Origin of the sequence: Streptomyces sp. NPDC005803 (genome assembly GCF_040630435.1) — a bacterium.
Lineage (GTDB): Bacteria > Actinomycetota > Actinomycetes > Streptomycetales > Streptomycetaceae > Streptomyces.
In genome coordinates, this window is record NZ_JBEXXO010000027.1 from 47,691 (window position 1) to 60,417 (window position 12,727).

Below are 12,727 nucleotides of genomic sequence, written 5' to 3' on the forward strand. Positions count from 1 at the left end.
GAGCCGGGGAAACCCGTTCCGTGACCGCCCGTCCGGGCGGGAGCCGGAATGCCCTGTCCGTGTCGTGACCGGCTCGTGCCGTCGGGATCCCCCGGTGGCCGGCACCGTCGAGGTATACGGAGCCGGAGCCTGGTGCCTGTGTGTGCCTGTGCCCGGTTCCCCCAGGAGAGGCCCCGCCCGCCATGACCGTACGCCGCAGCGCAGCTGCGCTCGCCGCCACCGCCGCCGCGCTCTGTGCGGCCGCAGCCCCGGCCGCGGTCGCCGCGCCGTCGCCCTCGCCGTCGCCGTCCGCGGCTCTGCCCTCGGGGCTGTACGGCACGAAGGACCCGACGTACGACGGGGTGTGGCGGCAGTCGCTGGCCTTCGTCTCGCAGCGGGCCGTGGGCGTCACGCCCGCGGACAAGGCCGTCGACTGGCTGATCGGCCAGCAGTGCGACAGCGGGGCGTTCCCCGCGTACCGGCCCGACCCCTCCGTGCCCTGCGACGCCAAGACCATGATCGACACCAATGCGACGGCGGCCGCCGTGCAGGCGCTGCACGAGGTCCGCGGGCACGAGGAGCTCGTGCACCACGGGGTCGCCTGGCTGAAGACCGTGCAGAACGAGGACGGCGGCTGGGGGTACACGGCCGGCAGCCCCAGTGACGCGAACTCCACCTCGATCGTGATCGGCGCCCTCGCCCGGGCCGGGGAGAAGCTCGGCGATGTGACGACGGACGGCGGCAAGACCCCGTACGACGCCCTGCTCACCTTCGCCATCCCCTGCGGCGGCAAGGACGGCGGCGCGTTCGCGTACCAGCCCGACAAGGCCGGCAAGCTCGTCGCCAACGGCGACGCCACCGCGGCCGCCGTGCTCGGCTCGCTCGGCAAGGGGCTCGTCGTCGGCGACAACGCCGCCGTCAAGGACCCCTCCTGCACCGAGGGGGCCGTCCGCAAGCCCGAGCAGGCCGCCCAGAACGGCGCCCACTACCTCGCCGGGGCCCTCGCGAAGACCGGCCACCTGGACGCGCCGCCGATGCCCGGCGCCGAGGACAGCACCCCGCAGCCCGATTTCGGCAACACCGCCGACGCCGTGGTCGCCCTGTCCGCGTCCGGTCACAAGGACAAGGCCGCCGCGTCCGTGAAGTGGCTGGCGGAGAACTCCGCCGACTGGGCGAAGGAGAACGGTCCCGCCGCCTACGCGCAGCTCGTCATGGCCGCCCACTCCACCGGCGCCGACGTCCATGACTTCGGCGGCGCCGACCTCGTGGCCCAGCTGAACGCGACCGGGCCCGCACCCGCCGCCGCCGAGAAGCCGAAGGCGAGCGCCACCGAGGAAGAGAAGAAGGACAGCGGCGACGGGGACGGGATCGGCGGGGTCTGGTGGTTCGTCGGGATCGGCCTCGCCGTCGGCGCCGGCGCCGGGTTCCTGATCAGCGGCCGCCGCAAGAACCAGCAGCTGTGAGGCGCGCCATACGGTCCACCGCGCTGCTGGTGGTTCTGGGCGCCGTCCTGGCGGTGCTCGGTTCGGGCACCGCCCAGGCGGCCGGTTACCGCTACTGGTCGTTCTGGGAGGGCTCCGGCAGCGGGTGGGCGTACGCCACCCAGGGGCCGTCCCTGGTCCGCCCGGCCGACGGTGCGGTGCAGGGCTTCCGGTTCGCCGTGAGCGCGGACTCCGAGGACGCGGCCAAGCCGCGCCACTCCCCCGACTTCGCGAAGATCTGCGCGAACACCCCCGCCGAGGGCGGCGCCAAGCGGGTCGCGCTCGTCATCGATCCCGGTACGGCCGCCGACGCCGCGGACGGGGCGACACCGCCCGCGCTGCGGACCGCGTGCGCACGGGTACCCGAGGACGCGAGCAGCGCGGAGGCGCTCGCCTCGGTGGCCAAGCCGCTGCGGTACGGCAGCGACGCGCTGCTCTGCGCGATCTCCGGCTATCCGGCCTCCGGCTGCGGTGAGCAGGTGGCGGGGAACGGGGACAGCGGCCAGGAGACCCCGGCCGACGCCTCCGCGCCCGCCTCGGCGGGGGTCGCCGTCGGTGACGACGGTACGGACGGCGGCGGACCGTCCGCCGGGGTCCTCGTCGGGGTCGCCGCGGTCCTGCTCCTCGGCATCGCCGCAGTCGCGCAGGCCCGCCGCCGCCGCGGATGACCGGCACCGCCCCCGGCCGCACGGACGCCCCGGCGGCCCCGGTCCGCGCCTGGCGCGCCCCCGCCGCCACCCGGAGCAACGCGCTGCCCGCCGGCGCCTGGTGGCTGTGGGCGCTCGGGCTGGCCACCGCCGCGTCCCGGACCACCAACCCGCTGGTGCTCGGCCTGCTGGTCGGGGTGGCGGGCTACGTCGTGGCCGCGCGCCGCACGGACGCCCCGTGGGCCCGGTCGTACGGAGCGTTCATCAAGATCGGGCTGTTCGTCATCGGCGTGCGGCTCCTCTTCTCCGTCTTCCTCGGCTCCCCCGTCCCCGGTACGCATGTCGTCCTCACGCTGCCCGAGGCGCCCCTGCCCAGCTGGGCGAAGGGGGTGCGGATCGGGGGTCGGGTCACCGCCGAGCAGATGCTGTTCGCGCTGTACGACGGGGCGAAGCTGGCCGCTCTGCTGATCTGTGTCGGCGCGGCGAACTCCCTCGCGAACCCGGCCCGGCTGCTGAAGTCGCTGCCCGGCGCCCTGTACGAGGCCGGGGTGGCGGTCGTCGTCGCCATGACGTTCGCGCCGAACATGGTCGCCGACGTGATGCGGCTGCGCACCGCCCGGCGGCTGCGCGGCCGGCCGACCGGCGGGGTGCGGGCTGTGCTCCAGATCGGGCTGCCGGTGCTGGAGGGCGCGCTGGAGCGGTCGGTCGCGGTGGCGGCCTCGATGGACGCGCGCGGCTACGGCCGTACCGCTCGGGTGCCGGCCGCCGTCCGCCACACGACGAACGTCCTCACGCTCGGCGGACTGCTGGGCGTCTGCGCCGGTACGTACGGGCTGCTCGCCGCGCAGGGCGCGGTCTACGGGCTGCCGCTGCTGATCGCCGGTCTCGTCGCCGCGATGGCCGGGCTGCGGCTCGGCGGGGCGCGTTCGGTACGGACCCGCTACCGGCCCGACCGGTGGGGGGTCCGGGCCTGGCTGGTCGCGGGGTCCGGCGCGGCGGTCGCGGGGGCGATGATCTGGGCGGCCGGCGCGGATCCGGCGGCGCTGCACCCCGGTGTCGTACCGCTGACCGCGCCCGTGCTGCCGCTGTGGCCGGCCGCCGCGGTGCTGATCGGTCTGGTGCCGGCGGTGGTCGCGCCCGTCCCGCCTTCCCCCACGGGCTTCGAGGAGCAGGTGTGATCCGGTTCGACGATGTTTCGGTGCGGTACGAGGGGGTGGACCACCCCACCCTGTCGGGCGTCGACCTGACCGTTCCCGAGGGTGAGCTGGTGCTGCTCGTCGGGCCGTCCGGGGTCGGCAAGTCGACCCTGCTGGGTACCGTGTCCGGTCTCGTGCCGCACTTCACCGGCGGCCGGCTGACCGGCCGGGTCACCGTCGGCGGACGGGACACCCGTACCCACAAGCCCCGTGAGCTCGCCGATCTCGTCGGCACCGTGGGGCAGGACCCGCTCTCCCACTTCGTGACGGACACGGTCGAGGACGAGCTGGCGTACGGGATGGAGTCGCTGGGCCTCGCCCCGGACGTGATGCGGCGGCGGGTCGAGGAGACCCTGGATCTGCTGGGCCTCGCCGGGCTGCGCGACCGGCCGATCGCCACGCTGTCCGGCGGCCAGCAGCAGCGGGTCGCGATCGGTTCGGTGCTGACCCCCCACCCCCGGGTCCTGGTGCTGGACGAGCCGACGTCCGCGCTCGACCCGGCGGCGGCCGAGGAGGTCCTCGCGGTGCTGCAGCGGCTCGTCCACGACCTGGGGACGACGGTCCTGATGGCGGAGCACCGGCTGGAGCGCGTGGTGCAGTACGCGGACCAGGTGCTTCTGCTGCCGTCGCCGGGCGCCGCCCCGGTGATGGGTCCGCCCGCCGAGGTGATGGCCCTCTCGCCGGTGCATCCGCCGGTGGTGGCGCTGGGGCGTACGGCGGGCTGGGAGCCGCTGCCGCTGTCGGTCCGCGACGCCCGGCGGCGGGCGTCGGGGATGCGGGAGCGGCTGGCGGGCGTGGAGCCCGGGCCGGTCGGCGGTGGCGGGAACCAGAAGCTGCTTCCGCCGCCCCCGCAGCCCACGCCGAGGCGGGGCGCGCTGGCCCGGCTGTTCGGCCGCGGCCCGCAGGAGACCCCCGCCCCCGTGGCCGCCCCCGACGCCACCACCCGCGTCGAGCGCCTCGCGGTGCGGCGCGGGCGCGTCGAGGCGCTGCGCCGGGTGACGCTCACCGTCGCCCCCGGGGAGACCGTCGCCCTGATGGGACGCAACGGCGCGGGCAAGTCCACGCTGCTCTCCGCCCTCGTCGGCCTGGTCGAACCGGCCTCCGGCACCGTGCTCGTCGGCGGCCGCGTCCCGCACCGCACCCCGCCGCGCGAGATGGTGCGCCACGTCGGTCTCGTACCGCAGGAACCGCGCGATCTGCTGTACGCGGACACCGTCGCCGCCGAGTGCGCGGCGGCCGACGCCGACGCGGGCGCCGCGCCGGGCAGCTGCCGGGCCCTGGTCTCGGAGCTGCTGCCCGGTGTCGCGGACGCCACCCATCCCCGTGATCTGTCGGAGGGGCAGCGGCTCGCCCTGGCGCTCGCGCTCGTCCTCACCGCCCGGCCCCCGCTGCTGCTCCTGGACGAACCGACCCGTGGTCTGGACTACGCGGCGAAGGCCCGGCTGGTCGGGGTGCTGCGCACCCTGGCGGCCGAGGGTCACGCGATCGTGCTGGCCACGCATGACGTGGAGCTGGCCGCCGAGCTGGCCCACCGGGTGGTCATCCTCGCCGACGGCGAGGTGGTCGCGGACGGGCCGACCCCGCGGGTCGTGGTGTCCTCGCCGGCGTTCGCCCCGCAGATCGCCAAGATCCTCGCCCCGCAGGAGTGGCTCACGGTGTCGCAAGTGCGCGAGGCCCTGGAGGGCGGGGCATGAGCGGAACGACCGGACGGCGTGCGCGGCCGGTGCGGCTCGGGCCGCGGGCCGTCGCCGCGCTGGTGCTGATCAGCGCGATCGGGGTGGTCGCCTTCGGCTGGCCGCTGCTGGCCGGGCCGGACTCCGGGCTCGCGCACGCGAAGGACGCGCCGTGGCTGTTCGCCGCGCTGCTGCCGCTGCTGGTCGGGGTGGTGGTCGCGATGATCGCGGACGCCGGGCTCGACGCCAAGGCCGTCGCGATGCTGGGGGTGCTGGCCGCGGTCGGGGCCGCGCTGCGTCCCCTGGGGGCCGGCACGGCCGGTCTGGAGCCGATGTTCTTCCTCATGGTGCTGAGCGGGCGGGTGCTCGGGCCGGGCTTCGGCTTCGTGCTGGGCTCGGTGACGATGTTCGCCTCCGCGCTGCTGACCGGAGGGGTGGGCCCGTGGATGCCGTTCCAGATGCTGTCGATGGGCTGGTTCACGATGGGCGCCGGGCTGCTCCCGGGCCCCGACCGGCTGCGCGGGCGCGCCGAGCTCTTGATGCTCGCCGTGTACGGGGCGGTGGCCTCGTTCGCGTACGGGACCGTCATGAATCTCTACGGGTGGACGATCGTGCCGGGGCTCGGCTCGGGCATCTCCTTCCGGCCCGGTGACCCGCTGGGCGACAACCTGGTGCGCTTCCTCGCGTACTGCACGGCCACCTCGCTCGGCTGGGACCTGGGCCGTGCCGTCCTCACCGTCGTACTGACTCTGACCGTCGGGGCCGCGCTGCTGAAGGCCCTGCGCCGGGCCACCCGGCGTGCCGCCTTCGAGGCCCAGGTCACATTCGAGGCTGCGGAACAGTGAGGGCACCCACAGGACCTTGGTCCCGTACGAAGCGCGGTAGGAGGTACGGGGCACGGTCGCCGGACCCGGTCCCAGCCGCCGCGACCTGCCGGTAAGCGGTTCGGGGTGGTTCGGGACCTTCGGCCCCGGGTCCGAGGCGGGGCCGTACCGGGGGTCGTTGCGGTGGTTGAACGGCGCGGCTAACACTGGAGACGTCGCCGAGCACCGCAGCGTCCACCGGGACTCACAGCGGTCAACGCGCAACGGTCCACGCAGGATTCGGACCGGAGCACGCGACTCCCCCGTACCCGACGTTAGGTTCCCTGTGTCGTTCGCCCGTAACATCCTCGCCCGTCGCAAGTCCGCCGTCGCCGGTGCAGCCGTGCTGCTGGGCGCCTCCGGTGTGGCGCTGGGCGTCTCCCCGGCCATGGCCGCCCCTTCCGCCGCCCCGACGTCCGCTGCCGCGAGTGCGCAGGACACGGCGAAGCAGATGATCGGTGACGACGCGCAGTTCCAGTGCTTCAGCAACATCGTCAGCCACGAGAGCGGCTGGAACCCGAGCGCGACCAACGCCTCCTCCGGCGCCTACGGCCTGGTCCAGGCGCTGCCCGGTTCGAAGATGGCGTCCGCCGGCTCCGACTGGCAGACCAACCCCACCACGCAGATCAAGTGGGGCATGGACTACATGAACTCCCGCTACGGCAGCCCGTGCGGCGCCTGGTCGTTCTGGCAGGCCCACAACTGGTACTGAGTCCACCCGGACCGGAGCCGGCAGCACCGAAGAGCCCCCGTACGCCGCACAGCGCGGCGCACGGGGGCTCTTCGGCGTGCTCACGACCTGTCTCTGCGCCGTCCGGTGGCCTGTCCGAAAGATGTTGGGGGCCCGTTGTCGCGCCTGCGGCACCCCATTAACGTGCGCACCGCAGAATCCGGTTCACCTCTGACGCACCATCCGTGGCTACGACCAAGGAGTGCTCGTGACGCAGCTGTCGAGACGTACGCTACTGACCTCGGCCGGAGCGGTGGGCGTGTCCGCCGCCCTCGGCGCTCAGCTCCCGGCGGTGGCCGGTCCGCCGCCGCGGGTGACGGGAACCGGCGCCGCGCAGGCGGTGCTGGGACGGCTGCTGGGCAAGCACGCCGAGCAGTTCCACCTCACCCTGCTCGATCCGGCGGACGGGGGCGAGCGCTTCCGGGTCGGTGGTGCGCGCGGACGCGTCGAGGTCGCCGGGACCAGCCCGGCGGTGATCCTGACCGGGGTGCACTGGTACCTGAAGTACGTGTGCGACGCGGTGATCTCCTGGGCCGGCAGCCAACTCGGGCTGCCGGCCGTGCTGCCCGCGCCCGGCAGTCCGCTGGAGCGCCGGGCGACGGTCCGGCACCGGTTCGCCTTCAACGACACGTACGACGGGTACACCGCCCCGTACGCCGACTGGGCGCGCTGGGAGCGGACGCTCGACGTGCTGGCCCTGCACGGCTGCAACGAGGTCTTCCTGACGGTGGGCCAGGAGGCCGTGTACCACCGCGTGATGCAGGAGTTCGGCTACGGCGACGCGGAGGTCAGGGCCTGGATCCCGGCGCCGACCCACCAGCCGTGGTGGCTGCTGCAGAACATGAGCGGGTACGGGGGCCCGGTCACCCCGGAGCTCGTCGCCCGGCGGGCCGCGATGGGCCGGCGGGCCGCGGACCGCCTCCGGGAGCTCGGCATGGCCCCGGTCCTGCCCGGCTACTTCGGCACGGTCCCGGGCGGCTTCGCCGACCGCAATCCCGGCGCCGCCGTCGTCCCGCAGGGCACCTGGTGCGGCTTCCCGCGTCCGGACTGGCTGGATCCGCGCACCGACACCTTCGCCCAGGTCGCCGCGTCCTTCTACCGGCACCAGCGGGTGCTGTTCGACGACGCGCCCTCGTACAAGATGGACATCCTGCACGAGGGCGGCAACGCGGGCGGGGTGGACGTCCCCGAGGCCGCGCGCGGCATCGAGCGCGCGCTGCAGGCCGCCCGGCCCGGCGCCACCTGGGTGATCCTGGGCTGGACCGGCAATCCGCGTCCCGAACTGCTGGCCGCGCTCGACAAGACGCACGTCCTGATCGTGGACGGCCGCTCCGAACTGGACGAGTCCACGGACCGTGAGAAGGAGTGGGGGAACACCCCGTACGCCTTCGGCGCGATCCCGAACTTCGGCGGCCGGACCACGCTGGGCGCGATGGCTCCGTCCTGGACGCAGAAGTTCCCGGCCTGGCGCGACAAGGCGGGGAGCGCGCTCACCGGCACCGCCTACCTGCCGGAGTCCACCGACCGGGACCCGGCCGCCTTCGAGCTGTTCACCGAACTGGCCTGGCGCGAGGAGCCCGTCGACCGGGCCGCCTGGTTCACCCGCTACGCGCGGTTCCGCTACGGCGGCCCGGACCAGCAGGCCACCGCGGCCTTCGCCGCGCTGCGTGACACCGCGTACGACGTGCAGAGCAGTGACGGCCGCCCGCACGACTCCCTGTTCGCGGCCCGCCCCGATCTCGCGGCGGTCAACGCCACGTACTACGGCACCACCCAGCTGTCGTTCGACTCGGCGGGCTTCGACCTCGCCTTCGCCGGCCTGCTGGCGGTGAGCGCACCGCTGCGCCGCTCCGAGGCGTACCGCTTCGACCTGACCGACTTCGCCCGCCAGGCGCTCGCCAACCGCTCCCGGCAACTGCTGCCGCAGTTACGCGCCGCGTACCTCCGCAAGGACCGGGAGGCGTTCGCCGCCCTGTCCGGGCTGTGGCTGAAGCTGATGCGGCTCAGCGACGAAGTGACCGGTGGGCACCGGGCGTTCATGCTCGGTCCGTGGCTGGACGAGGCGCGGCGGTACGCCTCGTCGCCCGCCGAGACCGCCCAGCTGGAGCACAGCGCCCGCGCGCTGATCACCACGTGGGGCGACCGCGCGGCCGCGGACACCGGGCTGCTCGACAACTACGCCAACCGCGACTGGCAGGGGCTGATCGGCGACTTCCATCTGCCGCAGTGGCAGAGCTACTTGGACGAGATGGCGGACGCGCTCGCCCAGGACCGGGCACCCCGGGTCTTCGACTGGTACGCCGTCGAGGAGCCGTGGACGCGCGAGCGCAAGAGCTACCCGCTGCGGGAGCTGTCCGCGAGCGGCGTGCACCGGGTCGCACGCCGGGTGTACGAGACGCTCGCCGCCGCCCCGTATCAGGGCACGGTCACGGTCGCGGCCGACCGGGCCGCCGTCGCGCCGGGCGGTGCGGCGGTCGTCGAGGCCGACTTCCGCAATGTCAACGGCCTGCGCGCGACCGGGCCCGTCCGCTTCTCCCTGGGTGCGCCCGGACTCGACGCCGTGGCGCAGGGGCCTGTCGAGCTGCCCGGGGTGGAGGCGGGCGGCAGCGCCCGGGCGAGCTGGCGGGTCACCGCCCCGGCGGCCGCGCCGAAGGAGCCGCTGGAGCCGCACCCCTTCGAGCTGCGGACGGAGTACGGGCCCCTCGGGGAGCGGCCGGTCACCGCGGTGACGCAGGGGCGGATCTACGTGGCGGGTCCGCTCGACGCGCAGTGGCTGACGCACAACGCGAACGACGCCTCGTTCGGCCAGGCCGCCGACCGCTTCGCCATCGACGGGGCGGGGCGCGACCTCTGGGGGTCGACCGCCCAGTTCGGCGCGGTGTACCGCACTGCGGCGTACGGGGACGGCGCGTGCGTGACCGTGCGCGTGGACTCCCAGGAGTACACCGGCAACTGGGCGCGGGCCGGCATCGTCGTCCGCAACGCGATGGCGACGACCGGGTCCCGGGGGTTTTTGAACCTGGCCCTGACCCCGGTCAACGGGGTCGTGCTCTCGTACGACGGCAACGGTGACGGCGCCCTGGAGAAGCGGGCCTCGGTGCTCGGGGTCACCGGGCCGGTGCTGCTGCGGCTGACCCGGGCCGGCGCCGCGTACACGGGCTCCTGCTCGACGGACGGCGGGGCCACCTGGCAGACCCTGGCGGCGGTGACGGTGCCGGGGGCGGTGGCCGTCCAGGACGTGGGGTTCTTCATGACGGCGGCGAACGGCGGGTCCGGCCGGCGCGGCCGGGCGGAGTTCAGCGGGTGGTCGCTGACCGGCTGAGGGGGCGTGTGCCCCGGGCGGGCGCTCCGGGGCACACCTCCCGGATCTACAGCCGCTGGATGATCGTGCCGGTCGCGAGGGCGCCGCCCGCGCACATGGTGATCAGGGCGAACTCCTTGTCGGCGCGTTCCAGTTCGTGCAGGGCCGTGGTGATCAGCCGGGCTCCGGTGGCGCCGACCGGGTGCCCGAGGGCGATCGCCCCGCCGTTGACGTTCACCTTCGAGAGGTCCTGGTCGAAGACCTGCGCCCAGCTCAGGACCACGGAGGCGAAGGCCTCGTTGATCTCCACGATGTCGATGTCCTTGAGTGACATCCCGGCCTTGCCGAGCACCGCGCGGGTCGCGTCGACGGGGCCGTCGAGGTGGAAGTGCGGGTCGGAGCCGACCAGCGCCTGGGCGACGATCCGGGCGCGCGGCTTGAGCTTGAGGGCCCGCGCCATCCGCTTGGACGCCCACATGATCGCGCAGGCGCCGTCGGAGATCTGCGAGGAGTTGCCCGCGGTGTGGACGGCGGTGGGCATCACGGGTTTGAGCCGGGCGAGCCCCTCCATCGTGGTGTCGCGCAGCCCCTCGTCGTGGTCGACGAGCCGCCACATGCCCTGGCCGGCGGCCTGTTCGGCCTCGGTGGTGGGCACCTGGACCGCGTACGTCTCCCGTTTGTAGCGCTCCTCGGCCCAGGCGACGGCCGCCCGCTCCTGCGAGAGGAGGCCGAGCGCGTCGACGTTCTCCCGGGTGAGGCCGCGCTTGCGGGCGATGCGCTCGGCGGCCTCGAACTGGTTGGGCAGGTCGACGTTCCACTCGTCGGGCCACGGCTTGCCGGGCCCGTGCTTGGAGCCGCTGCCCAGTGGTACGCGCGACATCGCCTCGACACCGCAGCTGATGCCGACGTCGATCACCCCGGCCGCGATCATGTTGGCGACCATGTGGGAGGCCTGTTGCGAGGAGCCGCACTGGCAGTCCACGGTCGTCGCGGCGGTCTCGTACGGAAGTCCCACGGTGAGCCAGGCGGTGCGGGCGGGGTTCATGGACTGTTCGCCGGCGTGGGTGACGGTGCCGCCGACGATCTGTTCCACGCAGTCGGCGGGGATGCCGGTCCGGCCGAGAAGTTCGCGGTAGGTCTCACCCAGCAGATAGGCGGGGTGCAGATTGGCGAGCGCGCCTTGGCGCTTGCCGATGGGGGTGCGTACGGCTTCGACGATGACGGGTTCCGCGGCCATGAGCTCGTCCTCTCCTCGCTTCCGCAGAGGCGTCCCGGCGCCCACGGAAGGAACTAGTACGCGTTCTAGTTCTTCAAGCAGTCTTATGAGGCTTACCCCCGGTACGCAAGGGTCTTGCACGCACTGTGCCCCACCCTTGCGCGCAGCACCTAGCACGGAACACCCCGGTTCACCCGCCCTCCACGCAACAGATCCGGCCATGCCCCTTGTCAGTTGTAGAACTCGTTACTACCTTGCGGGCAACTTCTGATGGGTCGTCAGACAACGTTCCGGCGGCTCTCGGACCGACCTGGAGTTCTCGTCCCTGGAGCTGCCGATGTCCTGCCCCCATCTGCCCGAAGGGTTCGACTTCACCGATCCCGACCTGCTCCACGCCCGCGTCCCGCACCCGGAGTTCGCCCTCATGCGGGAGACGGCGCCGGTCTGGTGGTGCACCCAGCCCGCCGGGATCTCCGGCTTCGACGACTCGGGCTACTGGGTCGTCACCCGGCACGCGGACGTCAAGTACGTCTCGACCCATCCCGAGCTGTTCTCGTCGAACACCAACACCGCCGTCATCCGCTTCAACGAGTCCATCAGCCGGGACCAGATCGACGTCCAGAAGCTGATCATGCTGAACATGGACCCGCCCGAGCACACCCGGGTCCGCCAGATCGTCCAGCGCGGCTTCACGCCCCGCGCCATCCGCTCCCTGGAGGAGGCGCTGCGCAACAGGGCGCGGTCGATCGTCGAGACGGCGCTCGCCTCGGCCGACGGGGACGGCTCGTTCGACTTCGTCACCCACATCGCCGTGGAGCTTCCGCTCCAGGCCATCGCCGAGCTCATCGGCATACCGCAGGAGGACCGGGCCCGGATCTTCGACTGGTCGAACAAGATGGCCTCGTACGACGACCCGGAGTACGCGATCACCGAGGAGATCGGCGCCGAGGCGGCCATGGAGCTCGTCTCCTACTCGATGAACCTGGCGGCGGCGCGCAAGGAGTGCCCGGCCAAGGACATCGTCTCGCAGCTGGTCGCCGCCGAGGGCGAGGGCAACCTCTCCTCCGACGAATTCGGCTTCTTCGTGATCCTGCTCGCCGTGGCCGGCAACGAGACCACGCGCAACGCCATCAGCCACGGCATGCACGCCTTCCTGACCCACCCCGAGCAGTGGGAGCTCTACAAGCGCGAGCGGCCGGAGACGACCGCCGAGGAGATCGTCCGCTGGGCGACGCCCGTGGTCTCCTTCCAGCGGACCGCGACCCAGGACGTCGAACTGGGCGGACAGCAGATCAAGAAGGGCGACCGGGTCGGGCTGTTCTACTCCTCGGCCAACAACGACCCCGAGGTGTTCGAAGACCCGGAGCGCTTCGACATCTCCCGCGACCCGAACCCGCACCTCGGCTTCGGGGGCGGCGGTCCGCACTTCTGCCTGGGCAAGTCGCTGGCCGTGATGGAGATCAACTTGATCTTCAACGCCGTCGCGGACGTCCTGCCCGACCTGCGGCTGGTCAGCGACCCGCGACGGCTGCGGTCGGCCTGGCTCAACGGCATCAAGCAGCTCCAGGTCAGCACCAGGGACGCCTGAGTCCGGCCCGCGCCCGGCCCCGGGCCGGGCGCGAGCGCCCGCACCGCACCACG

At 73.4% G+C, this 12,727-nt stretch carries 9 protein-coding genes; 8 read left to right on the forward strand and 1 reads right to left on the reverse strand.

Annotated features, from left to right (window positions below):
- Positions 1-182: 182 nt before the first annotated feature.
- The 7 genes from ABZ454_RS30905 to ABZ454_RS30935 all read left to right on the forward strand — a co-directional run bounded on the left by ABZ454_RS30905 (position 183) and on the right by ABZ454_RS30935 (position 9,891).
- The gene (locus ABZ454_RS30905; protein ID WP_359542862.1) at positions 183-1,442 is read left to right on the forward strand and encodes a prenyltransferase/squalene oxidase repeat-containing protein; all 1,260 of its coding nucleotides are present in this window, start codon (positions 183-185) and stop codon (positions 1,440-1,442) included.
- A complete protein-coding gene (locus ABZ454_RS30910; RefSeq protein WP_359542863.1) occupies positions 1,439-2,128 on the forward strand; it encodes an SCO2322 family protein in 690 nt (229 codons plus the stop codon). Before ABZ454_RS30905 ends, ABZ454_RS30910 begins: the two co-directional genes overlap by 4 nt.
- On the forward strand, positions 2,125-3,285 hold the full coding sequence (locus ABZ454_RS30915; protein ID WP_359542864.1) for an energy-coupling factor transporter transmembrane protein EcfT: 1,161 nt from the start codon (positions 2,125-2,127) through the stop codon (positions 3,283-3,285). The genes ABZ454_RS30910 and ABZ454_RS30915 overlap by 4 nt, the downstream gene beginning before the upstream one ends.
- Positions 3,282-4,997: an ATP-binding cassette domain-containing protein gene (locus ABZ454_RS30920; RefSeq protein WP_356316126.1), complete on the forward strand. Its 1,716-nt coding sequence runs from the start codon at positions 3,282-3,284 to the stop codon at positions 4,995-4,997. Before ABZ454_RS30915 ends, ABZ454_RS30920 begins: the two co-directional genes overlap by 4 nt.
- Positions 4,994-5,821 carry an ECF transporter S component gene (locus ABZ454_RS30925; RefSeq protein ID WP_359542865.1) on the forward strand — a complete coding sequence of 276 codons (828 nt, stop codon included), beginning with the start codon at positions 4,994-4,996 and terminating at the stop codon, positions 5,819-5,821. Before ABZ454_RS30920 ends, ABZ454_RS30925 begins: the two co-directional genes overlap by 4 nt.
- 304 nt (positions 5,822-6,125) lie before the next feature.
- Positions 6,126-6,551 carry a transglycosylase SLT domain-containing protein gene (locus tag ABZ454_RS30930; RefSeq protein ID WP_356316122.1) on the forward strand — a complete coding sequence of 142 codons (426 nt, stop codon included), beginning with the start codon at positions 6,126-6,128 and terminating at the stop codon, positions 6,549-6,551.
- A gap of 226 nt (positions 6,552-6,777) precedes the next feature.
- Positions 6,778-9,891, forward strand: a complete 3,114-nt coding sequence (locus ABZ454_RS30935) for an alpha-N-acetylglucosaminidase (protein WP_359542866.1) — start codon at positions 6,778-6,780, stop codon at positions 9,889-9,891.
- A gap of 46 nt (positions 9,892-9,937) precedes the next feature.
- On the opposite strand, the gene ABZ454_RS30940 is transcribed toward ABZ454_RS30935, so the two are convergent.
- Positions 9,938-11,107: a steroid 3-ketoacyl-CoA thiolase gene (locus ABZ454_RS30940; protein ID WP_356316118.1), complete on the reverse strand. Its 1,170-nt coding sequence runs from the start codon at positions 11,105-11,107 to the stop codon at positions 9,938-9,940.
- Positions 11,108-11,423: 316 nt separating this feature from the next.
- Between ABZ454_RS30940 and ABZ454_RS30945 the strand changes: the two genes are divergently transcribed.
- A complete protein-coding gene (locus tag ABZ454_RS30945; RefSeq protein WP_359542868.1) occupies positions 11,424-12,674 on the forward strand; it encodes a cytochrome P450 in 1,251 nt (416 codons plus the stop codon).
- Positions 12,675-12,727: the final 53 nt, after the last annotated feature.